General features: G+C 59.5%; 20 protein-coding genes. 11 read left to right on the forward strand and 9 right to left on the reverse strand.

Translation table 11 applies throughout. From position 1 onward, the window contains the following. Positions 1 to 25: 25 nt before the first annotated feature. Positions 26 to 646 carry a bifunctional 4-hydroxy-2-oxoglutarate aldolase/2-dehydro-3-deoxy-phosphogluconate aldolase gene (gene eda / locus ACUNV4_RS08815; RefSeq protein WP_430878143.1) on the reverse strand — a complete coding sequence of 207 codons (621 nt, stop codon included), beginning with the start codon at positions 644 to 646 and terminating at the stop codon, positions 26 to 28. 57 nt (positions 647 to 703) lie between these two features. Further along, positions 704 to 2,530, reverse strand: a complete 1,827-nt coding sequence (edd, locus tag ACUNV4_RS08820) for a phosphogluconate dehydratase (RefSeq protein ID WP_430878144.1) — start codon at positions 2,528 to 2,530, stop codon at positions 704 to 706. Positions 2,531 to 2,676: 146 nt separating this feature from the next. Between edd and zwf the strand changes: the two genes are divergently transcribed. From zwf to ACUNV4_RS08835, 3 genes are read left to right on the forward strand one after another with little or no spacing between them, the layout of a single operon-like run. Further along, a complete protein-coding gene (zwf, locus tag ACUNV4_RS08825) occupies positions 2,677 to 4,152 on the forward strand; it encodes a glucose-6-phosphate dehydrogenase (protein ID WP_430878145.1) in 1,476 nt (491 codons plus the stop codon). 1 nt (position 4,153) lies between these two features. Next, positions 4,154 to 4,897, forward strand: a complete 744-nt coding sequence (gene pgl, locus ACUNV4_RS08830) for a 6-phosphogluconolactonase (protein ID WP_430878146.1) — start codon at positions 4,154 to 4,156, stop codon at positions 4,895 to 4,897. A 17-nt stretch (positions 4,898 to 4,914) separates the two neighbouring features. Next, complete coding sequence (locus tag ACUNV4_RS08835; RefSeq protein ID WP_430878147.1) at positions 4,915 to 5,745, forward strand: MurR/RpiR family transcriptional regulator; 831 nt, start codon at positions 4,915 to 4,917, stop codon at positions 5,743 to 5,745. A 60-nt stretch (positions 5,746 to 5,805) separates the two neighbouring features. On the opposite strand, the gene ACUNV4_RS08840 is transcribed toward ACUNV4_RS08835, so the two are convergent. Further along, positions 5,806 to 7,185, reverse strand: a complete 1,380-nt coding sequence (locus ACUNV4_RS08840) for a FecR family protein (protein WP_430878148.1) — start codon at positions 7,183 to 7,185, stop codon at positions 5,806 to 5,808. A gap of 162 nt (positions 7,186 to 7,347) precedes the next feature. Beyond that, complete coding sequence (gene pyk, locus ACUNV4_RS08845) at positions 7,348 to 8,799, reverse strand: pyruvate kinase (protein WP_430878149.1); 1,452 nt, start codon at positions 8,797 to 8,799, stop codon at positions 7,348 to 7,350. Positions 8,800 to 9,267: 468 nt separating this feature from the next. Here pyk and ACUNV4_RS08850 point away from each other — a divergent pair, with 468 nt between their 5' ends. The 4 genes from ACUNV4_RS08850 (at position 9,268) to ACUNV4_RS08865 (ending at position 14,644) form a co-directional block, all read left to right on the forward strand. Then, on the forward strand, positions 9,268 to 10,833 hold the full coding sequence (locus tag ACUNV4_RS08850) for an FAD-linked oxidase C-terminal domain-containing protein (RefSeq protein ID WP_430878150.1): 1,566 nt from the start codon (positions 9,268 to 9,270) through the stop codon (positions 10,831 to 10,833). A 15-nt stretch (positions 10,834 to 10,848) separates the two neighbouring features. After that, positions 10,849 to 11,967, forward strand: a complete 1,119-nt coding sequence (gene glcE, locus ACUNV4_RS08855; protein WP_430878151.1) for a glycolate oxidase subunit GlcE — start codon at positions 10,849 to 10,851, stop codon at positions 11,965 to 11,967. A 3-nt stretch (positions 11,968 to 11,970) separates the two neighbouring features. Continuing rightward, positions 11,971 to 13,233, forward strand: coding sequence for a glycolate oxidase subunit GlcF (glcF, locus tag ACUNV4_RS08860; protein WP_430878152.1), 1,263 nt, complete (start codon positions 11,971 to 11,973; stop codon positions 13,231 to 13,233). Positions 13,234 to 13,537: 304 nt separating this feature from the next. Next, entirely contained in the window at positions 13,538 to 14,644 is a 1,107-nt protein-coding gene (locus tag ACUNV4_RS08865; RefSeq protein ID WP_430878153.1) for an AI-2E family transporter, read from the forward strand. 16 nt (positions 14,645 to 14,660) lie between these two features. Here the strand turns inward: ACUNV4_RS08865 and ACUNV4_RS08870 are convergent, their stop codons facing one another. Next, positions 14,661 to 16,355, reverse strand: a complete 1,695-nt coding sequence (locus tag ACUNV4_RS08870; RefSeq protein ID WP_430878154.1) for a hybrid sensor histidine kinase/response regulator — start codon at positions 16,353 to 16,355, stop codon at positions 14,661 to 14,663. A 145-nt stretch (positions 16,356 to 16,500) separates the two neighbouring features. Then, positions 16,501 to 18,540: a putative bifunctional diguanylate cyclase/phosphodiesterase gene (locus ACUNV4_RS08875; RefSeq protein WP_430878155.1), complete on the reverse strand. Its 2,040-nt coding sequence runs from the start codon at positions 18,538 to 18,540 to the stop codon at positions 16,501 to 16,503. Between the two features lie 437 nt (positions 18,541 to 18,977). Between ACUNV4_RS08875 and ACUNV4_RS08880 the strand changes: the two genes are divergently transcribed. After that, entirely contained in the window at positions 18,978 to 19,205 is a 228-nt protein-coding gene (locus tag ACUNV4_RS08880; RefSeq protein ID WP_430878156.1) for a hypothetical protein, read from the forward strand. An 82-nt stretch (positions 19,206 to 19,287) separates the two neighbouring features. After that, entirely contained in the window at positions 19,288 to 19,638 is a 351-nt protein-coding gene (locus tag ACUNV4_RS08885) for a hypothetical protein (RefSeq protein WP_430878157.1), read from the forward strand. Positions 19,639 to 19,802: 164 nt separating this feature from the next. Here ACUNV4_RS08885 and ACUNV4_RS08890 read toward each other — a convergent pair whose 3' ends face one another. Continuing rightward, a complete protein-coding gene (locus ACUNV4_RS08890) occupies positions 19,803 to 20,123 on the reverse strand; it encodes a hypothetical protein (RefSeq protein WP_430878158.1) in 321 nt (106 codons plus the stop codon). Between the two features lie 225 nt (positions 20,124 to 20,348). On the opposite strand from ACUNV4_RS08890, the gene ACUNV4_RS08895 reads away from it, so the two are divergent. After that, positions 20,349 to 20,888 carry a disulfide bond formation protein B gene (locus tag ACUNV4_RS08895; RefSeq protein ID WP_430878159.1) on the forward strand — a complete coding sequence of 180 codons (540 nt, stop codon included), beginning with the start codon at positions 20,349 to 20,351 and terminating at the stop codon, positions 20,886 to 20,888. A gap of 161 nt (positions 20,889 to 21,049) precedes the next feature. Here ACUNV4_RS08895 and ACUNV4_RS08900 read toward each other — a convergent pair whose 3' ends face one another. Continuing rightward, a complete protein-coding gene (locus tag ACUNV4_RS08900) occupies positions 21,050 to 23,209 on the reverse strand; it encodes an endo-1,4-beta-xylanase (RefSeq protein ID WP_430878160.1) in 2,160 nt (719 codons plus the stop codon). A 228-nt stretch (positions 23,210 to 23,437) separates the two neighbouring features. Between ACUNV4_RS08900 and ACUNV4_RS08905 the strand changes: the two genes are divergently transcribed. Further along, on the forward strand, positions 23,438 to 23,797 hold the full coding sequence (locus ACUNV4_RS08905) for a hypothetical protein (RefSeq protein ID WP_430878161.1): 360 nt from the start codon (positions 23,438 to 23,440) through the stop codon (positions 23,795 to 23,797). Positions 23,798 to 23,804: 7 nt separating this feature from the next. On the opposite strand, the gene ACUNV4_RS08910 is transcribed toward ACUNV4_RS08905, so the two are convergent. Beyond that, positions 23,805 to 24,587 (reverse strand): DUF3750 domain-containing protein, encoded by a 783-nt coding sequence (locus tag ACUNV4_RS08910; protein ID WP_430878162.1) that lies wholly within the window; start codon positions 24,585 to 24,587, stop codon positions 23,805 to 23,807. Positions 24,588 to 24,659 lie beyond the last annotated feature (72 nt).

Consider the following 24,659-nt stretch of genomic DNA (forward strand, 5'->3'; position numbering starts at 1 on the left):
GCTGTCGACTAGCGTTGTACGGCGATCATGAACGCAGTGATTCGCAGGCGCTGGACAGCTTGGTAATCCCTTCCCAGTCACCAGCCTCGACCATGGCTGCCGGAGCAACCCAGGAACCGCCCACGCACAGAACGCTGGGCAATGCCAGATAGTCCTTGGCAGTATCCGCCGTCACGCCGCCCGTGGGGCAGAAGGAGATCTCGCCGAAGGGGCCGCTGAAGGCCTTGAGCAGTTGGGGCCCACCGGCTTGAGACGCCGGGAAGAATTTCAGCTCGGTAAAACCGCCGTCACGAGCCCGCATGATATCGGCCGGTGTCATGATGCCCGGCAGCAGCGGCATGTTGATGGCGTTCGCCGCCTTGCCCAGCTCGATGGTGAAACCCGGGCTCACGGCGAATGTAGCGCCGTGATCCTGTGCCCGCTTCAGGTCATCACCGTCCAGCGCCGTGCCCACTCCGACAATGGCACCGGGTACATCAGCCATTGCCTTCATGGCTTCCAGGGCGACGGGGGTGCGCAAGGTCACTTCCAGTACGCGCAGGCCACCGGCCACCAGTGCTTCTGCCAGAGGGCGGGCCTTGGCGACGTCATCGATGACGAGAACCGGAATGACCGGTGCGACTTGCATGAGTTCACGAACTTTCATGATGCTGTGGGGCTCCTGTAGCGAAGGTTGCGTTGGTAGGTCTGTGGCACGGCTCGATCACTCCTCGAACAGGCTGACGGCGCCAAGCTCGGCACTACAGACATGATGCCGGAAAGCGGAGAATAATTCGCGTCCCATGTTGACGGTCTTGCGGCTGAGATCGGGGACGCTGACTTCGCGTGCATCCCACTCGGCTTCATCCACCAGGGCCTGCAATGTGCCGGATTCGGCATCCATGCGGATGATGTCGCCGGTTCTGACTTTCGCCAGCGGGCCATCCAGCACGCACTCGGGGGAGACGTGAATGGCTGCCGGGACCTTGCCTGAAGCGCCGGACATGCGTCCGTCGGTGACCAGACCCACCTTGAATCCGCGGTCCAGCAACACACCCAGGATGGGGGTGAGCTTGTGCAGTTCGGGCATGCCGTTGGCGCGTGGTCCCTGATAGGCGATGACGGCGATGAAGTCGTGTTCCAGCTCACCGTTGTCGAAGGCTACCCGAAGGGCGTCCTGCGAATGAAAGACGACGGCGGGTGCTTCGATGATGCGGTGTTCCTGCTTGACGGCAGAGGTCTTTATGACGGCGCGACCCAGATTGCCGGACATCAGTCGCAGACCCCCGTCGGCCTGGAAGGGCGCCTTGGCGGTGCTGATGATGGAGTCGTCGACCGATTGCTTCAGGCCATCGCGCCAGGCCAGTGTGCCGTTGTCGAGCCAGGGTTCCTGAGTGTACTGGTAGAGGCCGCTGGCACCGGCTACTGTCTGAACGTCATCATGCAGCAGGCCGGCATCGAGCAGCTCCCGGATGACGAGCGCCATGCCGCCGGCGGCATGGAACTGATTGACGTCGGCCTGGCCACTGGGATAGACATGAGTCAGCAGCGGAATGGCATGGCTGAGAGTGTCGAAATCATCCCAGTTGATGCTGATGCCGGCCGTACGGGCGATGGCGACCAGATGCAGGGTGTGATTGGTTGATCCGCCGGTGGCCAGCAGGCCGATGATGGCATTGACGATGGCCTTCTCGTCGATCATGCGACCCAGCGGCGTGAACTCGTTACCGCGTGCCGTCAGAGCCAGTGCGCGTTGGGCTGCAGCCGTGGTCAGCGCCGAACGCAGTTCGGTGCCGGGGTTGATGAAAGCGGCACCCGGCAAGTGCAGACCCATGATTTCCATCATCATCTGGTTGCTGTTGGCCGTACCGTAGAAGGTGCAGGTGCCGGGGCCGTGATACGAGGCGCTTTCCGAGGCCAGCAGGTCTTCACGGGTGGCCTTGCCTTCGGCAAACAATTGTCGGGTACGGGCCTTCTCCTTGTTGGGGATGCCGGTGGTCATCGGGCCGGCGGGGATGAACACGGCTGGCAGATGACCGAAGGACAGGGCACCCATCAGCAGTCCCGGTACGATCTTGTCACACACGCCGAGGAACACGCCGGCGTCGAAGACATTGTGGGACAGGGCGATGGCTGTCGACATGGCGATGACGTCGCGACTGAAGAGCGACAGCTCCATGCCCAGCTGGCCCTGGGTCACGCCATCGCACATGGCGGGTGTGCCGCCGGCTACCTGGGCGGTCGCACCCACGGCGCGGGCGGCCTCGCGGATCTTCTCCGGGGCATTCTCATACGGCTGGTGCGCCGAGAGCATGTCGTTGTAGGAGGTGACGATGGCCAGGTTGGGGGCCCGTTCGGCATGCAGCACGATCTTGTCCCGCTCGGGGGCAGCGGCAAAGGCATGCGCCAGATTGGTGCAGCCCATCATGCCGCGGTTGGGCGGCGCGTCCGCCAGCGCATTGATGCGGGCCAGATAGGCGGCACGGGTCTCCCGGCTGCGTTCGATGATGCGTTGAGTGACGTCGTCGACGGCGGTATTGAGCGAGGGCATAGATCTCTCCATCCAGCTTGTAGGTTAACTACACGATTATGTCACACGAAAGTTATGTTGCTATGACAAAATGTGGTTAGAATTCGAAATATCTTGTAACACTCCTAGTTAAACAGTTAACTATCATTTGGTAGTAAAATTACAAAATGAATCTAATCAGCAATGAATCCCTGCAGCCATTCGACTTCATATTGTTTGGCGGCACCGGCGATCTCTCCATCCGCAAGCTTATTCCGGCACTTTATTTCAGACACTGCGAGAAGCAGCTGCCTGATGATGGTCGCATCATCGCCAGCGGTCGTACAGCGATGGATACCGCAGAGTTTCGGGCCAAGCTCGATGTGGAAGTGCGCGAGCACATCAGTGAGCAGGATTTCGAGGAAGAGGCCTGGCAGGCCTTTCTGGAGCGAATCCAGTACTATGCCGTCGATGTCAACGATGTCGCAGCCTACCAGCCTCTGGTGGATGCACTGAAAGGTCGCGAGGATCACGTCCGCGTCTTTTATCTGTCGGTTGCCCCCAGTCTGTTCACTCAGATCACCAATGGGGTTCACGAAGCCGGGCTGATCACCGCCAACAGTCGTGTGGCGCTGGAAAAGCCGTTGGGGCGTGACGAGAAGTCGGCCGAGGAGATCAATGATCGACTGTCGGATGTCTTCAGTGAAGAACAGATCTATCGAATCGATCATTACCTGGGCAAGGAGACCGTACAGAATCTGCTGGCCTTGCGATTCGGTAATGCGTTTTTCGAACCCCTGTGGCGCGCCGAACACATCAGCGATGTGCAGATCACCATTGCCGAATCCCTGGGAGTCGACAGTCGCGGAGCCTTCTATGACCAGACCGGTGCGCTGCGCGACATGGTACAGAATCACCTGTTGCAGCTGCTGGTCATCCTGGCCATGGAGCCCCCTGTCAGCATGGATCCGGATGCGGTTCGTGATGAGAAGATCAAGGTGTTGCGGGCGTTGAAACCCCTGACCGGTATCGACGCCATCGAGAACTCGGTGCGCGGGCAATACAAGGCTGGAGCCTACAAGGATGGCCCCGTGCCCGGCTATCTGGACAATGCCGATATTCCCGACGACAGCACGACCGAGACCTTCGTGGCACTGCGGGCAGAGATCGCCTCCTGGCGCTGGGCAGGGGTCCCGTTCTTTCTGCGCACGGGCAAGCGTCTGGAGAGCAAGACCACCGAGATCGTCATCAATTTCAAGAAGATTCCGCATTCGATATTCCCCACTGCCGATGGTTTCAGCATTCCCAATCAGCTGATCATCCGTCTGCAGCCGGAAGAGAGCATTCGCATGCGTATCTACGTCAAGGCCTGGGGGGATGACATCGAGTTGCAGCCGGTTCATCTGAATCTGGATTTCAATGATGTCTTCCAGAAGCGCAAGATGATTGCCTATGAGCGCCTGCTTCTGGATATCATAAGAGGCAACCCTACCTTGTTCATGCGACGCGACGAGGTGGCAGCCGCCTGGGCCTGGATAGATCCGATCCAGGAGGCCTGGGAACAGTATCAGTATTCACCGAAGAGCTATACGGCAGGCACCTGGGGACCCGGGGCTGCCAATGCTCTGATCAGCAAGGACGGGTTGCGCTGGCATGAGGATTGAAATGGCACGACAACGAGTGGAAGGCGCTGGCCTGCAGTGGCAGGAAGCGGCCGATGCACAACAGCTGGCAGAGCGTCTGGGCAATACCGTGGCGCAGTGCCTGCGGAGTGCTCTGGAGCAACACGGAGAGGCCTCTCTGGTCGTGTCGGGCGGCAGTACGCCGGCACCGGTGTTGCGCTATCTGTCCGGCGTCGATCTGGATTGGTCCCGGGTGAGTGTCACGCTGGCGGATGAGCGCTGGGTGCCACCGGGTCATCCGGACAGCAATGAATCACTGGTGCGGGAAACGCTGCTGCAGGACAAGGCCGCGACGGCCCGCTTTGTGCCGCTGTACCGTGAGGGTTTGTCGGAAAGTGATGCCTTGCCGGTTGTCGCAGCCGATATCTCGGCCATGCATCAGCCATTCACGGTCGTCATGCTGGGCATGGGGGGAGACGGTCATACGGCGTCCCTGTTTCCGGATGCGGCTGCCGAGGAATTGCTGCCGGCAATGGCACTGGATAATGAGGATGTCGTGGCTTTCCTGCATCCGCCCTCGGTATCACAGGCCCGTATCTCGCTGACGCGGGCCTGCCTGTTGCATGCCGAGAATCGTTTTCTGCATATCACTGGTGATGCCAAGTGCGATGTACTGGCCGCAGCGCTCGATTCCTGTGAAGGCGGGGACTGGCAGGCAGGGCATGCACCGGTACTGGGTCTGCTGACCGAGCAACCTGCCAGAGCCTCGGTCTTCTGGAGTCCATAGGCTTGGAGCAATACTGAATGCTGGCGCGTATCAAGGCTGCCCGGGATACCTTGCGTAAATCCGAGCAGAAGGTGGCAGATGTCGTGATTGCCGATCCGGAGGAGAGTGTGCAATCCTCCATCCAGGCCATTGCCACTCGTGCATCGGTCAGTGAGCCCACGGTCATCCGCTTCTGTCGGGCACTTGATTGCGTCGGCTTTCAGCAGTTCAAGATCAAGCTGGCGCAGGATCTGGCTCGTCGCGGAACCTTCTTCTATCAGGATGTCACTACCAGCGATTCGAGCAAGGAGCTGGCCAACAAGCTGCTCGATGGCGCCATCGCCTCACTGGTCCAGATTCGCAATCAGATCAACGAGACGGCGCTGGATGAAGCCATCGAGATGTACGAGAACTGCAAGCGTGTGGAGCTCTACGGTTCGGGTGGTTCGGCAGTGGTGGCAGAAGATGCCCAGCTCAAGTTCTTTCGCCTTGGCAAGCCGGCCATCGCCTATTCCGATCCGCATATTCAGGCCGCAGCGGCGGCTCTGCTGGACAAGGATGCTCTGGTCATTGCCATCTCGCACTCCGGTCGCAGCAGTGACATTCTGAAAACGGTCGATATTGCGCGCGAAGCGCAAGCCCGGGTGATTGCGGTCACGGCGACCCGTTCGCCACTTGCCCAGCGTGCCGATGTGGCCCTGACGGTCGATGTCAATGAAGACAGCGATATCTTCTCGCCGGTCAAGTCGCGCCTGGGGCAGATGGTGGTGCTGGATGTCCTGGCCGTGGGTGTGGCCGTGCGCGGTGGTGAACACATGCTGGAACAATTGTCCCGAGCCCGTCGAGCCATCGATTTCAAGTTTGTCTGACACCTCTTTGCCGGGCTGGCCGGTTCGGGCAGCCCGGCGATCGTGGTGTGGCGTCGTTGTCTAGTCGTCGCTGCCGCTGATATCACCGAATGCCGAGACGGTGTACGGGTCGAGCAGCGCCCTGGCCCGCGAAAAGACCTGGTCATCATCGACCCGGAAGACGGCGGTTCCGGTAGCGTTGACATCCACGCTCAAGGGGTCATCGAAGTCCAGCGTGCTGGCAATCTGGATTTCGTAGCCGATGGCATTGGTGGCCGGGTTCTGCACTTCCACCAGGAATTCCTGTCCCTGACGTGTGATGAGCGTATTGACAGGAGCGATGCTGTTGTCGATGTCGGCGATGGTCAGGCGCGTGTTGGAAGTGAAGCCGCGAAGACCGTTGCCGTCGACTGCGCGCAGCAGCAGATAATAATCACCTGCCTCCACCCCCGTCACTTCCAGCTGGTCGATGAGGGTGTCGTAACTGGCCAGGGTTTCCACGCCGGCTTCGTCGTTGGCCAGGCGGGCAATGTAGGCATCGGCATCCGTGAATGGCCACCAGGCGACGTTATCACCGGGCGCCATGCGTGTCGGCACGCGCTTGAAGACCGGTGCGGGCAGCAGTGGTACCGGTGCTGCCGGTGGCTGGCCCTCTTCGACCACGGAACCGAAACCGCTTTCCAGGTCGACACTCTGTTGCTGTGCGTTGAGATCGACACTGCCTTCGGTGACGCCCACACGCAGAACCTCGCTGGCCTCGACATCGAACATCGTTCCACGGACGGCGGCTGAGGCGTACGGCGTGCTGATCCGGAAATCGACATCCTGCTCGTCACGCTTGTTGACATCCGACGTGATCTTTCCCTTGTAGGTCGTTATCTCGATGATGCAATCGTCGTTCTCCGGCAGGCAGGCAAGCAACGACAGGGTGGCTTCCGTGTCCGGTTGCAGATTGATGACGGAGCCTGAGGAGAATTCGATGCTGACATAGCCGTCGGAGCTGGTGAGAATCGTGTCACCGGGATAGACATCGAAGTCCCGTTCGAGATCGAACACGGTGGCGTCGGCCGCATCGTCACCGGTGTCGGCTGTGCTGGCCGCCGCGGCACCGGGTCGGGTGATGATGACCGTTCCCTTGACGAAAACCACCTGCGCGGATTCAGCCTCGCCGGCCACCAGGATGGGGATGCGTATGATGTCGCCGGGAGTCAGTGGTGCATCGACGACCAGTTGGTTGAACTCGGCCAGTTGTGCGGCATAGCCGGCCTTGCCCAGCTCGCGGGCTGAAATGGCGGCGAGGGTGTCACCGTCGACCACGGTGACTTCACGCGCGATGATCGTCGCTGTGACGGGGGCCGATGATGCGTCGGCCGAGCCGGACTGGGCCAGTAGTGGGCTACCGAAGCTCATGCAGGCCATCAGAATGATCGCCGCGCTGGCCTGTGTAAGTCTGTTGTTCAAACCGGGAGTACGCTCGGGGTTTCTGGTATTGGCCGAGTCTGGAGCATAGCCGACTCGGATACGGTGCGCCAGCTCACAGCGGAGCTGGCACATTGTTTGACGCATGGCAGATGGGAGTGTTACCTGCAGGTTTCATTCCCGGCCCCGACCGGGAATGTGTGCTCAGTCACGAGATGGAAGCTGATCGGTATTCGGCAGCTCCTTGAGGCGTGTCAATCGCATCATGTTGGTGGTACCGGTTCGGCCGAAGGGCATGCCGGCCGTGATGGCAATGATCTCACCCATCTCGCCGAACCCTTCCGCAAGCGTGATGTTGATGGCGTGCGAGACCATGTCCTCGATGCTGTTCATTACCTGATAGATAACCGCATGAACCCCCCAGACCAGTGCCAGACGGCGTGCAGTTTCGACATTGGGGGTGCAGCCGATGACCGGCGCCTCGGGGCGTTCGCGCGCAGCCCGGAAACTGGAGAAGCCCGATTCGGTATAGGTGAAGGTCGCCGCCAGTGGAATGACGGTGGCAACATGGTGCAGCGAGGAGCTGATGGCATCGGCAACCGTATCACCTGGTGTCGGCATGGCGGCGTTGATCGATTTGCGATAGTAGGGATCACGCTCGACCTCGATGATGATGCGGTTCATGGCCGTGGCCGCCTCGATCGGGAAGCTGCCGGCTGCCGTTTCCGCCGAGAGCATGACGGCATCGGCACCATCGTAGACCGCCGTGGCAACGTCGGAGCTTTCCGCGCGGGTCGGTACCGGTGAATTGATCATGGATTCGAGCATCTGCGTGGCGACCACGACCGGCTTGCCTTCCTGACGGGCGCATCGCAGGATCTTTTTCTGTACCACTGGCACGATTTCCTGGGGCATCTCGACACCCAGGTCGCCGCGGGCAACCATCACGGCATCACTGAGATGCACGATGTTGTTCAGGTCATCGATGGCGCTGGGCTTCTCCAGCTTGGCCATGATGGCGGCCTTGTTGCCGACCAGGGAGCGCAGTTCGGCCATGTCCTCTCCGCGTTGCACGAAGGACATGGCCACCCAGTCCACTCCCAGTTCCAGGGCGTAGTCCAGATCACGTCGGTCCTTGGCAGTCAGTGGGGAGATGGGCAGAACCAGGTCAGGTACATTGACCCCCTTGTTGCTGCTGATTTCGCCCCCGACCAGCACTTCGGTAACCGCACGCTGTTCGGTGAACTCCAGCACCTTCAGGCGAATCTTGCCGTCGTTGACCAGCAGGTTGGAGCCGACACTCAGGGCGGCGAAGATCTCCGGGTGCAGCAGCGGTGCACGCTTGCCATCACCGGGTGTCGGGTCCTGATCGAGAACGAACTGCTCACCCGGTACCAGCATCTCCTTGCCGTTGGCAAACTTGCCAACTCGCAATTTGGGTCCTTGCAGGTCGGCCAGAATGCCGATGGGGCGACCGCGTTCCTCTTCCACACTGCGAATGATGCCATGGGTCTTGGCGTGATCCTCGTGGCTGCCATGGCTGAAGTTCAGGCGAAAGACGTCGATTCCGGCGTCGAACAATTTCAGGATCGTCTCGCGATCGTTACTCGAGGGGCCCAGTGTGCCTATGATTTTAGCGTCGCGTCTGCGTCTCATCGATTCCTGCCACTGTATGGTTGGTTGATAGAGTTGTAGTTAATCTACAAATGATGTATTACCGCCGGCTGTCAGGCTGGCGGCTACCCGATGCGACAAGTTTACCGCACCCGGGGATCAGATACTTGTGTCCGGGAACGTTGAATCGCGCCCTGGCGATGGGTAACTGTCTTGTCATCGTGTAGTCAAACTACCTTGCCGGGGCATTCGGTATCGCCTCTTGCGGTCACGTGTCCGGTGCTGTGAGTCTGTACTACTACCGTGTCAAGGTAAAACGGATGAGGTTAGCAAGGATGATGGTGTCGTCGAGACGGGCGAACCATCGTCTGATGACCGATCGATACCGGGTACCCGGCAAGCACAAGTCGTGTGCGATCAAGTGCAGGAAAGCTTGCCAGTTTGATATTGTGTGTGATTGCCGTGGAATCTCCCGATTCCAGTCACCCAGTCACGTGTCGGAGTATCAAGATGTCTGCTGAACCTGCTGATCAGTCTGCCGCCCCCGTGCCGCCGCAACCCCCTGGCGGAACAGGGGCGGCGTCGCCGGCAGCCACCGACGCGCAACGCCGCGACCGCCACTCACGCCGCCAGCGTTTTGCACGGGAACTGGCGCAACTGCTGCCAGCGGAGTCGATTCTGTCCAGCGAGGAACAGTTGCGTCCCTATGAGTCCGATGGTCTGACCGCCCTGAAGGCCACGCCCTTGCTGGTCGTGCTGCCCGACACCATCGAGCAGGTTCAGGCGGTGCTTTGCTGGGCCAGTGCCAATGCGGTACCGGTGGTGGCACGCGGCGCGGGTACCGGTCTGTCAGGTGGTGCCTTGCCGCACGAAGACGGGATATTGCTGGGGCTGGCCCGGTTCAATCGCATTCTCGAACTGAACCGTGAGCTGGGCTACGCGCGAGTCCAGCCGGGGGTGCGCAATCTGGCCATTTCCGATGCGGCTCGACCCCATGGCCTGTATTACGCCCCGGACCCTTCATCGCAGATCGCCTGTACCATCGGTGGCAATATTGCCGAGAATTCCGGTGGTGTGCATTGCCTCAAATACGGTCTGACCGTTCACAACGTGCTGTCGGTGACCATTGTCACGATAGACGGTGAGCTGCTGACTCTCGGTGGTGGCAGTCTGGACAGTGCCGGTTACGATCTGCTGGCGCTGATGACCGGTTCGGAGGGCATGCTGGCGGTGGTCGTGGAAGTCACGGTCAAACTGCTTCCCGTCCCTCCGGAGGCCAGGCTTGTCATGGCTGCCTTCGACAGTGTGGAGGCAGCCGGTGACGCCGTAGGCCGGGTCATTGCCGCCGGCATCATTCCTGCCGGTCTGGAGCTGATGGACAAACCGGCCATCATTGCCGCTGAAGCATTTGCCAAGTGTGGTTATCCGACCGATGCGGCGGCCTTGCTGCTGTGCGAACTCGATGGCACGGCCGAGGAGGTGGTCTCGCAGATCGAACGGGTGTCCGAGGTCTTCAGGGAATCATCGGTGAGCAGTCTGCACATCGCGGCCAGTGAGGCGGAACGCTTGCTTCTGTGGAAAGGGCGCAAGTCGGCCTTTCCCGCTGTCGGTCGACTGGCTCCGGACTACTACTGTATTGACGGCACCATCCCGCGAAGACAGTTGTCCCATGTCCTGCAACGCATGGACGAGCTGTCGGCCGAATACGGACTGCCCATTGCCAATGTGTTTCATGCCGGCGATGGCAATCTGCACCCGCTGATCATGTTCGACGCCGGCAAGCCCGGTGAGTTGCACCGTACCGAGCAACTGGGTAGTCAGATACTGCAACTGTGTGTCGAGGTGGGTGGGACCGTGACCGGTGAGCATGGCGTTGGCCTGGAGAAGATCAACGAGATGTGTGTTCAGTTCGATGCCGATACGATCACCCAGTTTCATGCGGTCAAGGCCGCCTTTGATCCACAGGGCCTGCTCAATCCCGGCAAGGCGGTACCCACACTGCAACGCTGCGCCGAATTCGGTGCCATGCATATTCATCACGGCGAACTGCCGTTTCCCGAACTCGAACGATTCTGACAGGACGGTCCATCCGTGATTGACAACGACGACAGCGCGGCTCTGCTGGAGCGCGTACGACAGGCAGCTGCAGCCGCGACACCACTGAACATCGTAGGCGGCAACAGCAAGCACATGCTGGGCAATCATCGTCCACTGGATCAGCGTGCCGACGCGCTGTCCATGCTCACGCACAGGGGCATCATCAATTACGAGCCGACGGAGCTGGTGGTCAGTGTCAGGGCTGGTACGCCACTGATCGAACTGAACCGGATACTGGCCGAGGCCGGACAGATGCTGCCTTTCGAGCCGCCGGTGTTGCCGGGAAGCACCATCGGCGGTGTGCTGGCCTGCGGTCTGTCCGGACCTGCCAGGCCCTTCGCCGGTTCGGCGCGTGATCATGTGCTGGGTACGCGCGTGATCAATGGCCAGGGGCAGGACTTGTCATTCGGCGGAGAGGTGATGAAGAACGTTGCCGGTTATGATGTCTCCCGACTGCAGATCGGTGCCTACGGCACTCTGGGCGTGTTGCTGGATATCTCCATGAAGGTGCTGCCCCGACCGGAGGCAGAGCTGACGCTGGTGCAAGAGGCCACTTCGAACGACACGCAAGCCTTTGCAGCGCTGTTGCGTCGGCCGCTGCCCTTGTCGGGTGCGATGTTGATCGATGACCGGCGCTATCTGCGACTCAGTGGCAGTGAGGCGGCGGTCTCTGCCGCTGCACGCATGCTGGGGGGAGAGACACTGGCTGCCGCAGAATCCACTATCTGGCAACAGGTGAGAGATCATGAGCATGATTTCTTCGGGGACAGTCTGGGTGACAGGCGCCTGTGGCGAGTATCCGTGGCGGATCACGCCGATGCGCTGGCAGTGCCGGGTGACTGGCTGCATGACTGGGCAGGCGCGCAGCGCTGGCTGCAGTCGGCAGCGACCGCCGATGATATCCACCGGGCAGCCAGGGCTTGCGGTGGACATGCCGTTCGTTATGCATCCGGGCCCGTCGAAGAACCAGCCTTGCAGCCACTGGAAGGTGTCATGCGGCGGTTGCAGGCCCGGGTCAGAGACAGTTTCGATGCTCAGCGCCTGTTCAATCGTGGTCGCTTTCATCCGGAGCTCGATTCACTTTCCGGCTCCCAGACGGCCACGGAGGCTTGAACCATGCAGACAACCATCGCCCTCGGGCTGGTCAATGATCCACGCGCCACTGCCGCTGAAGAGCTCCTGCGAAAATGTGTGCATTGCGGATTCTGCCTGGCAACCTGTCCCACCTACAATCTGCTGGGCGACGAGCAGGACAGCCCACGGGGTCGTATCTATCTGATCAAGCAAGTGGTGGAAGGCCACACGCCCACAGCCAGTACACGCACGCATCTGGATCGTTGTCTGACCTGCCGCAACTGTGAAACAACCTGCCCATCAGGTGTCGAATACGGTCATCTGGTCGATCTGGGACGGGATCTGGTCGAGGAGCAGGTGCCTCGCCGCGGTCTTGATTACTGGAAGCGACAGGCCATTCTGAGCGTGCTGCCGTATTCGAAACGCATGGCTCCCATGGTTCGGATAGGGCAGACCCTGCGACCGTTGTTGCCGGCAACACTGGCTGCCCGGGTGCCGCCTGCGCAAGAACCGGGCAGCTGGCCGGGAGCGACTCATGAGCGTCGCATGCTGGTCCTCGAAGGCTGCGTTCAGCCGTCCATGACACCTGCCACCAATGCCAGTGCCGCTCGCGTACTGGATGCCTTCGGAATCACTCTGCAATCTGCCACACAGGCCGGTTGCTGTGGCGCCGTACACTTCCACCTCAATGAGCAGGAAAAGGCCAAGGCACTGATGCGGCAGAACATCGACGCCTGGTGGCCTTCCATCGAGGCCGGTTGCGAGGCCATCATCTCGACAGCCAGTGGCTGTGGCGTCATGCTCAAGGATTACGCACACGTACTGGCCGATGACGATCGGTATGCCGACAAGGCCCGGCAGATCAGCCAGCTGAGCAAGGATATCGTTGAAGTTCTCATCGAGGTGCTGCAGCAGGAAGATCTGCAGCGCTTCCGGAGTCAGGCTGCGGCCATGGGCAAGATCGCCTTTCATTCGCCCTGTACGCTGCAACACGGTCAGAAGCTGCCGCTGGTGACCGAAACGTTGCTGGGTCGTTTCGGCTTTGTTCTGACAGCGGTCGATGAGTCGCATACCTGCTGTGGGTCGGCCGGTACCTATTCGATCTTCCAGCCGGAACTGAGCCAGCAGCTTCGCGACAACAAGCTCGGCCATCTGCTGGCCGAGGAGCCCGATATCATCGCCACCGCCAATATCGGCTGTCAGCTGCACCTGCAAGGTGGTAGTGGCCGGCAGGTGCTGCACTGGGTCGAGCTGGTGGACAGACTGGTATCGCAAGCGGTGCAGCAAGACAGGCAAACCGTGTAAGAACGGGCTGGCAAGTGCCGGACATGCCGTTTGAACCTCAACGGCGCTAACATTCCGGGATACTCCGACGAAAACGCTCTGCCATGCGTCACTCCGACCCGCACGTATCTGCCAGCTGCCACAGGTGGGCTGGCTCTGTGGCATTCGACGTCGTTGAACATCGGAGTGTCTCGCTGGTCGACCAGGGCAGACCGGCTGTCAGCCGGTTCGTCCCTGTGTGGTTTTGCTCAACAGATGACTTTCGGCTGCTCGATGGGCTAAGCCATCTGTCGTGGAAGTCTCAGCCGTTGACCGGGGTGGCGCGATGAGTGATAGCGAGTGGCAGAAGCGTGACAGGGTCCTGATTTCGATTCGCCGCATCCTGACGGTGCATCTGATTCTGGTGCTGGGGACCATCTGCTACTTTGCCAAGGATCTGCTGATGCCTCTGGCACTGGGTCTGCTGATTGCCCTGACCCTGTCGCCGGTCGTCAGAGCGCTGTCTCGTCATCATGTGCCGGCGCCGGTATCGGCGGTGTTACTGGTCATCAGCGTCGGCGGTTTCATCACCTCCTTCGGCTACATGATGTCCACCCCGATGACCGAACTGTTCGACTCCATCCCGAATATCGGACAGACACTGGAGCAGAAGATCAGCCCCTACAAGCAGTCGGTGGATGCAATCAGCAAGGCGGGCGAGCAGGTCGAGAAGATGGCATCCGGCAGTGATGAGCCGACCAAGGTAGTGCTGGAGCAGCCGGGTCTCATTTCATCGGCAGCCTCCACGGTGGCCAATGGCCTGACCACGATCATGCTGGCCTTCGTGCTGTCGCTGTTCATGCTCGCCTCCGGCACTCTGTTCCAGGAAAAGCTGATCGCCGTGATGCCGAGGTTGCAGGACAAGAAACGCGCACTGACGGTGGCCTACCAGGTGGAGAGCAGTGTGTCGCGCTACCTGCTGACGGTGACTCTGATCAACGGTGCGCTGGGTATCGTGATCATGTCCTTGCTGTCACTGGCTGGTGTGCCCAATCCGGTGCTGTGGGGTGTGGTGGCAGCGGTGCTGAACTTCCTGCCGTTTGCCGGTGCTCTGCTGGGTGTGGGCTTGCTTGCCATCGTCTCGCTGGGAACCTATGAGACCGTGCCCGCGGCGCTGCTGCCACCGGCGATCTATTACGCCTGCACCACGATAGAGGGCAATTTCATCACGCCGGCCATCGTCGGCCACCGTTTGCAGCTCAATATCGTGGCGGTATTCACCGCAGTCGTGGTCTGGGGCTGGTTGTGGGGAATCGGCGGGGCACTGATGGCCGTGCCCATTCTGCTTGTGGTCAAGATCCTGTGTGACCATATCGAATCCTGGCAGGTTCTCGGTGAATTCCTGTCGGGGCGAGTCCCGCCTGCTGCGGAGGCGTCCGAACCGGAGTCCTGATCTATCCCCAACTGCCTCAGTCGGTGTCTCCGGCCGAGCGGCGGTTGCGAAACGCGTTCATGAGCCGGTTCAGCTCGTTCAGCTCTATCGGTTTGGTCAGATGGTGGTCGAATCCTGCCTGATGACTGCGTTCCTGATCTTCGGGTTGGCCGTAGCCGGTGGTGGCAATCAACAGGATATCCCGGGCGGGATACAGGCTTCTGAGCTGACGTGCCACCTCGTGACCGGAGATGTCCGGCAGGCCGATGTCCAGCAGCACTACATCCGGTGTTTTTTCCCGTGCAGCCTGCAAGGCCTCGGTACCGGATCCTGCCAGTCTCACCTGATGTTGGCGTCGTTCCAGCAGGCGGCCCAAAGCACTGATGCTGTCCAGATTGTCGTCGGTGACCAGCACGTCCAGTGCTGCGGCATTCGTGGCGACAGTGTCTGCTGAGCGGGTCGGATCCTGCTCCACGGGGCCGCTGGCCAGTGGCAGCGCCACACAGAAGGTACTGCCACAGCCGGGGCCATCGCTCTCGACGCTGACCTGGCCTCCGTGCAGACTGACCAGTTCACTGACCAGCGCCAGACCCAATCCCAGTCCGTGATTGGCGGGCAGGCCGGTGTTCTCCAGCTGCACGAACAAATCAAAGACCTTTTCCAGGTCTTCCTTGCAGATGCCCTGGCCGGTATCGTGGACGCGAATCAGCACTTCGGAAGCGTTCACCTCGGTATCGACGCGAATCCGGCCTCCGGAAGGGGTATAGCGAATGGCGTTGTGCAGCAGATTGACAATGACTTGCTGCAGCCTGACGGCGTCGGCATGGACATGGACATCGGTGGGAATGCTGTTCAGCTCCAGCCCGATCTGTTTGGCGGCAGCATCCCCGGCCATACTACCGCAGGCATCCTGTAACACCGGCGCCAGTGCGATGGTGTGCTGTTGCAGGGAGATCTTGCCACGACTGATGCGCGACACATCCAGCAGGTCATCCAGCAAGCGGGTCAGTTGCGAGCACTGCCTGTGCATCATCTGCACGGTTTGCCGTGTCTGTGTAGCGGTCTCCGAATCATCGAGCAGGCTCAGACCGTTGCTCAAGGCGCTGAGCGGATTGCGCAGTTCATGCGAAAGCATCGCCAGGAACAGGTTCTTGCTTTCATCGGCGTTCCTGAGCTTGGTGTTCATGCACAGCAGCTTGTCGCGCTGTTGTTCGAGTTGCAGCTTGAGTTCGGTTTCGCGTTGCAAGGCCGTACGCAGGGTCATACGGGTCATGACCTGGCGCCCCAGCACCTGCAATGCACGCAGCTGTTCCGCACTCAGGTTGCGGGGGACGGTATCGAGAACGCACAAGGTGCCGATGGGCAGATCTTCTTCGGTCTTCAAGGGTACGCCTGCGTAGAAGCGCATGTTGATCTCATTGTGTACCAGCGGGTTGTCGCGGGTACGCGAATCCAGCAAGGTGTCGCTGATGATCAGTGGCTGGTCGTCGAGGATGGCATGGGCACAGACCGACTCATGCAGGCTGGTCTGTGCGGCCTGCAAGCCGGTACGGGCCTTGAACCACTGGCGGTCGGCATCAACGAGGCTGATCAGCGAGATGGGGGTATTGCAGATGCTGGACGCCATTTCAACCAGTTCATCGAATTCCTCCTCGCTGGAGGTATCCAGAATCTGCAGGCCATGCAACGCGGCAAGTCTGTCATCTTCCTGAGGATGCGGTCCTGCCTTCATCGTGTGTATCTGGTTGGCCCTGGCAGCTACCGGCAGCGTACCTGCCCGGTTCTAAAGCAGTGACAGCTTACCAGCAATTTCGCTTGCGAAATGCACCGATACCGTGCAAGGCGGGACGGGCTGACTCGACAACCGCCGAATCTGTTCAGGCAGCCTTGATGGCCGGGGCAGCGCCACCGCAATGTTTTTCCAGATAGTGCGTCACCTGATGTACCGGCAAGGGTTCACTGAAGTAGAAGCCTTGCATCTGATCACAGCCATGATTGATCAGCCAATCAACCTGTGAACGAACCTCGACGCCTTCGGCAACCACCTTCAATCCCAGGACCTTGCCCATGTTCAGGATCGTTTCCATGAGCATGGAACGCTTCTGATCAACCAGAAAGGCACGATCGATCTTCAGGATGTCCAGAGGGTACTTCTGCAGATAGGCCAGATTGGAGTAGCCGGTGCCGAAGTCGTCCAGCGTCAGCTGGATACCCATGGCGCTGAGCTGCTGCAGAGTCTGATGGATCCTGTCGGCATCTCCCAGCAGCATCGATTCGGTGATCTCGAGCTCGATCATGGCCGGATCGCAACTGTTGCGCACCAGACATTCGGACACGTTCATCATCAGGTCATCCGTGTTGAACTGATGCGCGGAGATATTGATGGAAACAGGCACCAGCAGTCCGGCTTCCTGCCACAGCTTCTGCTGCCGCATGGATTGATCAAGTACCCAATTGCCCAGTTCCAGTATCTGGCCGGTTTCTTCGGCAATGGTGATGAAGCTGTCCGGTGGCACCAGGCCACGGGTCGGATGATTCCAGCGAATCAGCGCCTCCACGCCGGAGACATGGCCTGTGCGGCACGAGATCTTCGGTTGATAATACAACTCGAATTCATGATTGCGAATCGCATAGACAAGATCATTCTCCAGCCCCAGCTTGTCCTTGATGGTCGCACTGAGTGTGATGGTCATCTGCTTGTCGAAAAAGCAGTAGCCGCATTGACGCGCCTTGGCCATGTACATGGCGGCGTCGGCGTTTTCCATCAGGCTGGCGATGGTCTCGCCATCGAAAGGAAAGCGGCAAATGCCGATGCTGGGCAGGATACGCAGTTTCTGATTGCCCAGCATGACCGGTTCGGCCATGGCCTTCAGGATCTTCTCTGCGGCGTTCTTGAGTTCTGCGGTATCGGTAACGCGGTTCATGATCAGAACGAATTCGTCACCTCCCAGTCGACTGGCCATGCTGTTGCCACCGACGGCCTGCTTGAGACGGTGGGCAACCTCGATCAGCAGTTGATCGCCGATGGAGTGGCCCAGAGAGTCGTTGATGATCTTGAACCGGTCCAGATCGAGAAAGAACAGGCTGAATTCGTTCTGTTCCTCGTCGGCAATGGACAGCAGCTCATCGAGATAGATGGTCAGTGCGGCCCGATTGGGTAGACCGGTAAGCGAATCGGTGTAGGCCAGCTTGTAGGCGGTCTGCTGTGCCTGGCGACGCTCCGTGGCATCCACGGCGCTTACCAGGATCGAAGGTTGTCCGGACACGGGATCGACGCTCTTCTGCAGCGTCATCTCGTGCCAGCGGGGGCCGGTCGTGGTATTGACTTCCAGTTCCGTGGTATAGCATTCGGCGAGCTCCAGAGCCTCTTCGATGATGTAGATGTCAGCATCGTTGATGAAACGCTGCGGCAGTGTCGTGCAGCGGCTGTGCAGTGACTCACGGGCAGCAGGGTTGCAGTAGATCAGCGAATGATCGGCATCGTAGAGACTGATCATTGCCGAGGTGTGCAGCAGAGCGGCCGTGCTGCGCAAGGTGTCCGAACTGGCATCGAATATTTCGTTGACGACCTCGATCAGCAGCGCACGGGTCTCGTCACCGATCGGAAACGGAGAGAACGAATGCTCGACCGTTCGGCTGGCACCTCCCGGAAAGATGGTCCACAGCTCGGTCAGGCTGATGTCCTGTTCAAAGCAGTCGGTCTGTAGTTGCTGAAGCCGTTTGACGATCGGCTCGGTGACATGCTGCTCTATTTCCCGCTCTCGCAGGTGCTCGATGGAGTCGGCATGCCAGAAGGCGAGACCTGCCTGATTCGCCCACAGGACCTTGAAATGGTCGACGTCGAAGATGCACAGGGGATTCCTGACATGCTTCAGTGCCTGAATTCCGGGATGGGTGGTGTAGTCGAAGTCAGTCAAGATGGCAACGCATCGGTGGCAGTTTCGCAGTTGCGCTGTGAACTTCACGAAATGTGCTCATTGTCGATCCGCCCGAGCTCGAGCTAACCTTTTCTGGCTGGTAAAACCTTGAAAATGTGCATGGGTTCTCACCATCGGGACCTCACAGGTTACATGCGCTTCGTCGATCGTCGGGGTATGTGATAAATAGTCAGTGCAGGTAGCGGCCGATGTCGGCCGGACTGCAGCATGAGTTCCCGACAGGAGGCGTGGGCAGCTTGCGAGCCAGTACCGGTCAAAACGCGCCAATGTTCTGACTTTTCGGTTTGCCTGATGGGTCTGGGAGGTTGTTTGCGAACTTCTGAGAACCAGTAGGAATAGGCCTTGGCGGTGAAGTGCTAACGTCTGTTGCAAATCCGGGCGGTACCCGGTGTCATATCTTGTCTGGAGCCCTCCCAATGAAGCGTACGTTCGATTTTGTCGGTTTGAACACAGTCATCTCTGAAGCGTTCAAGCCCCTGCATCAGGTCACTCCCGACCTGGCCCGCAAGGCCGGTCTGGATGCTGGTATCAAGGGGACGACTCCTTCCAATTGCCATCATTCCTATTTTGCCGATGAGGCGCTCGAAACCGAATGGTATCGGGGTTATCGTCAAGGCAAGCAGCAGGCGCTGGAAGAGAGCTGATCGCGCTGCATCATTGACGCAGCTGCATGACACGTCGCCTGGCTGGTGCCAAGTGACGTGATCACGTGTAATATTCCGGCGCATGAGCTGCCTTGAACTGAATGATGCCGAGATAGTCAAGATCGCCGAGCCCATGATGGAAGACATCATGCTTGGCGTATCCAGACGTGATTACCAACTCCACAGTACGAATTTCTCGGTCGATCTGAAGAGTCGGATAACCCCCGAGGTCTTTCTGAGCGACTGTGATCAGCGTGAATCCGACTGGGGCCTGCCCGGGAATCGCGAATTGACGACGATCTTCCGCAAGCACAAGTCATTCACCCTGGTGTGGGTGCAACACTACACACGAACCGATGAGCAGATCGTGGCCATGACCACCATCGCCTTGAAGGGCGGTCGGTATTTCGTGGACTACTTCCTGTTGCATTAGCCTCGATGAGGCATGAGTCCACGACCGGATGTCTCATTGTGATCAGCAGCATCGTTCATGAGCACTCAGGGCAGGGCGGCGACCTGCGCATTCCCTGAATGACAGTGGTCGATGCTCGGCGCAAGGCAGTTGCCCAGCACACCCCATGCGTCATGGATCGATGCTCAGGGCAGGGTGGTTTCCGGGCATTGCTGCGTGGTGTCGATTTTCTGACAGAGAAATTCCAGTACGTCAGTGTCGATATTAGAGGCAATCGTGTCCAGATTGGCGCCACGCAATTTTTCCATGCCTGGAATCGTGATCGAGCCCTGTTGCATCCCATAACTGGCGGTGATGCCTCCGATTCCGGCAATGACGACCCAGAACAGCATCTTCAGGCTGCTGCGTACGATCTGCAGAACGCCCACAAAGACCAGCAGTCCGCCGACTGCCATCAGAATTTCGTGAGCATATTCGAACTGCAGGAATTCTTGCCAGTAATTCACGCGCGTTGTCCTTTTCGTTGTCGTGGAGGTGCAGTGTAACCGCAAGTCGGGAACCGAAAGGCGGAAAGCTGATCAAGAGCAGGCGGCAGGTTCGATCGACGCTGAAGCATTCGCGAGCCTCTGCCTGCGCGGGCATGTGTTCGAGCAGGTGTCATGCCGATGCACGTCGTGGCGTCCTGTTTGCTACTCTTACGCCACAATCACCTTGCGTAACCTTCCACTTCCATGAATCTGTCTAGTGTATATGCCCGCCGCCTCATGTGGTTGGGTTGTCTGTTCTCGGTCATCGGCCTGATGAGCTACGCCATTTATGCTGAACGGGTTCTGTATCTGGACCCTTGCCCGCTGTGCATCACGCAGAGACTATTTTATATCCTGATCGGTTTGCTGGCCCTGATCGGACTCTTGACGGTCCCTCGTCGCGGTGTGCAGCGAGTGCTGGCGGCGTTGATGGCCATGTGCGCCGTGGGCGGTATCATCACGGCTGGTCGCCAGGTGTGGCTGCAGCATCTGCCACCGGAAAAGGTGCCCGAGTGTGGTCCCGGACTCTCCTACTGGATGGAGAACGAGCCCTGGTTGCAGACCCTGTCCCTGTTGTTCAAGGGGGATGGCAACTGTGCCGAAGTCCATTGGCGGTTCATGGGGTTCAGCATGGGAGAGTGGTCACTGGCCTGGTTCGTTGGTTTGCTGGTGATCGCACTGGTTCTGTTCGTCACCAGCAGACTGAATCGGGTTGCCGTGTCCGAACAGGCAGCCAGTCAGTAACGGCCAGTCAGATACGCGTTTTGGCAAGGAGTGTGAATCTCGACGCTTCGCACCGTCTTGTCCTGATGCCGGATGGCCTGAAGCATCCGGCATGAACTACAAGCCTGACATCATGCGGTCGGTGATCTGCCGCAGTCATTGCGGCAGATCATTCACCAGGGTCAATTGAGGCCCAGGCGCTCCTGTATCGCGAAATACGCAGGTTTGGGCTGGTAGCGCTTGTCCAGCAGCAGGGGACTGAATTCTCGCCGCCAGGAGTACATGTCGGTGAAGCCCCAGGCCTGATAGGCCTTGCAGCGTGGCTGGTCGAGGCACAGTGACAGAACCTCTTCGTACACCTGTGCCTGTTGTTCCTCGGTCATGCCACTGCGTATCGAGACATCCAGTTCCGTGATGTAGATATCCAGATCAAGGGCGGCAATCGTGTTGAAGGTGGCAGCCACTTCATCGTAGCGGTCGAAATCGGCGTCCAGATGCATCTGGAATCCCACACCGTCCACCGGCGTGCCGGCATCTGTCAGGGCAGTCATCAGGGCAATCAGGCCATCGGATTTCGGACCGGCAAAGCTGACGTCGTACTCGTTGTACAGCAGCGTGGCCTCGGGTGCCGAGAGTCGCGCCTGGCGAAAGGCGATATCGATGAAGTCGGCTCCCATCGCCTCATACCAGGTGGATTGACGAAAACTGCCGTCCTCCTCCAGAGCCTCGTTCACGACATCCCAGACGGGAATGTCACTGCCATAGCGCGTGATCACGCGGTCGATGAACTCGCGCATGTGGCCTTCCCGCTCTGACAGTGGGGAGCGCTGGATCCAGCCGGGCAGCTGCCGGTGCCACACCAGGGTATGTCCATGGACCGTCTGTCGTCGTGTCTTGGCGTGTTGCACCAGGTTGTCCGCCTGTGCCCAGCGGTACTTGCCGGGGAGCGGGTTGACCAGGTCCCACTTCAGGGAGTTCTCGGTGGTGACGAAATTGAATTCCTCTGCGGCGATGTCAGCGTACAAGGCTCCGTCGGGTTGTTCATAGAAGCCTTGCAGTGCCGCATAACCGATCAGCAGATCGCGACTCGCGGCCAGCTCTCGCAGGCGCGTTCCGGGCCGGATGAAGTCACTGTCTTCGAGTACTTCCAGCGTCACCGTGCGCGAGGTGCTGAGACTGGAATCTTCGGCATCGCGGGCTGTCAGTTGCAGTTCGATGGTCTCGGCATTGCGTGGCGTGAAACGCAGGATGGAAATGTCCTCGTCACTGTAATGCGGCACGATGGTGGCACCGGCGGGCGGGTTGGCGATTTCCAGCGAAGGAATGGTGCCATTGGGGTCGCTGACCTTGATATAGAGGGTGACGAAGTCGTTGACCCTGACGGTACGTGGCCAGATTTCATTGACGACCGGCGGCAGGTTGATGATGCCGGAGGGGTCCGATGGCATCTTCACCTTGATGCGGATCGTGCGCTCGGTACGGTAGTAAGGTTCGACCGGATCGGTGGCGGTGATGGTGAATTCCTGAATGCCCACCTGCGGCTGCAGTGGGCGCCATATCAGGGAGCGGGTGCCATTGAAGTTGTCGACATATCGCGCGCCCGCCGGTATGGCATTGGGGAACAGTCCGGGGATGCCGCCATCGTCATCCAGCGGGCGGAACACCACGGTCAGCTCGTCACCGGCGAAGACCTCGACATCGGTCAGGTTGTCGAAATAGGGAAGGGCATTCGTGCTGATATCCACATGATCGGGAATATGGTGCACGGCAGGCAGAGGACCTGCTGCAAAATCGGCATCGGTCAGAACGCCGAAATCATCATCCAGGTCACGCGTCGGATTACGCACCACGAAGAATTCGCTGACGTTCGTGATTGGGCCGGTGGCGCGGACCGGTTCACTGTCGGCGCCCGGGGCGGCCGTCAGAGGCGGGTTGGGCAGTGGTCCCAGTACGCGACCTGCCGTGATGTCCGAGGATACCGGGTTACCGTCGCCGGAATCCGTGGTGCCATTGCCGATGTTGTTGTCATTGCCGTTATCGGCGCCGGTATCCGAACCGGTTTCCGTGCCAGTGGTGCCACCGTTGCCGCCATCATCCGGGTTGTCACCCCCATTGCCACTATCGTCGTTATCCTGTCCCGCCGTGTCATTGTCGGTGGCCCCGGTGTCCTGTCCCGTGTCCTGGCCTCCTCCCTGTGACGGTGGAGAATCGTCTGCCGGGCCGGCGTTATCGGTGCCAGATGAGCTGCAGGCAGCGAGCAGAGCCAGCGTGATGCTCAGCAGGCCGATTCTCAGACGACGGTTACCCGTTGTCAGGAGGCTGGTCGTTCGATGATTGAACATGGTGTGTGCAAGTCCGTTGGTTGTCGGGACAATGGGATCGTTGATGGGGCGTAGCGTAAAGTGCCCTGCAACTTCCGATTGTTACCGCTGCAGCAGAAGTGGTTACAGGCGTGCCCTCTCTGGCAGGCTTGTGGTCAGAATGTGATCTTCCTACAGTTACTGACCGGATTTTAGTTGATGATGATGCGACTGTTTTGTCAATAAAGACCATCTTCGTCAGGATTTGATATGGGAAGTCTGCATCATCTGCCCATGGCAGCCGGCACACACGCCAGATTGCTCGAGCAACTGGTGAATGAGGCCATCGCATCCCATCCGGACGTGGAAGTGGCCCGGATCTGGGCGAGTCTGGCGGGAGAGTCCCTGCGTCGCTATGCCAGCCCACCCATGCCAAGTCATCCTGTGCTGGATCTGAGTCGCATCGATGGTCTGACAGCAGAACAGAAGACGCTGGTGCAATCGGTGGTGCAGGAATGGCTGGAGCACTATCTGAACGATGTACGTCAGCAGCTTATGAGCATTCACCGGGATTTTCTGAGCCTGCAGAAACAGGTGGCGGAGCTGGAGACCGAACGGCAGCGTCGCTGAATTGTGCTCAGGTATCCGGTAGTTGCAGACGCCTCAGTTCGGGAAAGCCGAGCCGCCCGACACCGGGCAGCTTGATCGCCGGTGGCAGTAGATCGACGCCAGCGGTCAGCCCCAGAATATTGACTTCCACACCCTCTTCGATGCCGGCCAGCAAGCCGGCATAGCCGCCCAGTGACAGTTGCACGCCGGTACCGCTGGGCGTCATGTCGACGATCCGGCCGTCTGGCAGGAAGTCCTTGCCAATGGCATTGCTGGGCAGCTCGAGTCGCAGTTCGGGTACGGCGCGAGCGACAAAGGCGGTAAAGGTATTGCTGTTGGGGCCAGGCCAGACGCGATACTCGTGGTTGTAGGGATAATCCGCAGCCGCCTGATGCAATCTGTCTATCAGGAGGTCGACCTCCTGTCCGCCTCGTAGATCGCGCAGCAGCAGGGGGTGGTTGCCGAACCACATGGCGTCGGGCACCCCCGTGCGCACCCTCACTGCCTCACCGCCCCAGTAGACCCGGTAACCGATGACTTCCAGGCGGGTATATCGATCTTCACCGGTGCGTTTGGTGGCAATCCAGGTGTGAACGCCGAAGGCACCACGCCAGCGCGCGGCACGCGCGGCATAGATCTGGATCACCGCCTCGTCCGAATCGGCACTGGGAGCCTGCTCGGTACTCTGGTGCCGGCTCATGCCTCTGACGTGATCGCGCTCCCCGGAATAGTGGGAAGCCAGCATTACCCCGACTGGCAGGAAAAACAGCAGGAGGATGATCAACAAGGTGCTACGCAGTCTGGTTTTCATGATGGAAAAGTTGTCTGTCGGCAGCCCTTTGGAGTCGATTCGAGCGCATGAGTTCGTCAATCATACTTGGCA

Source organism: Granulosicoccus sp. 3-233 (genome assembly GCF_052681095.1).

Coding starts and splice junctions, on each gene's coding strand:
- edd (WP_430878144.1), bottom strand. CDS start 2,530: ATGCCCTCGCTCAATACCGCCGTCGACGACGTCACTCAACGCATCATC.
- zwf (WP_430878145.1), top strand. CDS start 2,677: ATGAATCTAATCAGCAATGAATCCCTGCAGCCATTCGACTTCATATTG.
- pgl (WP_430878146.1), top strand. CDS start 4,154: ATGGCACGACAACGAGTGGAAGGCGCTGGCCTGCAGTGGCAGGAAGCG.
- ACUNV4_RS08885 (WP_430878157.1), top strand. CDS start 19,288: ATGAGCTGCCTTGAACTGAATGATGCCGAGATAGTCAAGATCGCCGAG.
- eda (WP_430878143.1), bottom strand. CDS start 646: ATGAAAGTTCGTGAACTCATGCAAGTCGCACCGGTCATTCCGGTTCTC.
- ACUNV4_RS08865 (WP_430878153.1), top strand. CDS start 13,538: ATGAGTGATAGCGAGTGGCAGAAGCGTGACAGGGTCCTGATTTCGATT.
- ACUNV4_RS08835 (WP_430878147.1), top strand. CDS start 4,915: ATGCTGGCGCGTATCAAGGCTGCCCGGGATACCTTGCGTAAATCCGAG.
- ACUNV4_RS08895 (WP_430878159.1), top strand. CDS start 20,349: ATGAATCTGTCTAGTGTATATGCCCGCCGCCTCATGTGGTTGGGTTGT.
- ACUNV4_RS08900 (WP_430878160.1), bottom strand. CDS start 23,209: ATGTTCAATCATCGAACGACCAGCCTCCTGACAACGGGTAACCGTCGT.
- ACUNV4_RS08850 (WP_430878150.1), top strand. CDS start 9,268: ATGTCTGCTGAACCTGCTGATCAGTCTGCCGCCCCCGTGCCGCCGCAA.
- ACUNV4_RS08910 (WP_430878162.1), bottom strand. CDS start 24,587: ATGAAAACCAGACTGCGTAGCACCTTGTTGATCATCCTCCTGCTGTTT.
- ACUNV4_RS08905 (WP_430878161.1), top strand. CDS start 23,438: ATGGGAAGTCTGCATCATCTGCCCATGGCAGCCGGCACACACGCCAGA.
- ACUNV4_RS08870 (WP_430878154.1), bottom strand. CDS start 16,355: ATGAAGGCAGGACCGCATCCTCAGGAAGATGACAGACTTGCCGCGTTG.
- ACUNV4_RS08880 (WP_430878156.1), top strand. CDS start 18,978: ATGAAGCGTACGTTCGATTTTGTCGGTTTGAACACAGTCATCTCTGAA.
- glcF (WP_430878152.1), top strand. CDS start 11,971: ATGCAGACAACCATCGCCCTCGGGCTGGTCAATGATCCACGCGCCACT.
- pyk (WP_430878149.1), bottom strand. CDS start 8,799: ATGAGACGCAGACGCGACGCTAAAATCATAGGCACACTGGGCCCCTCG.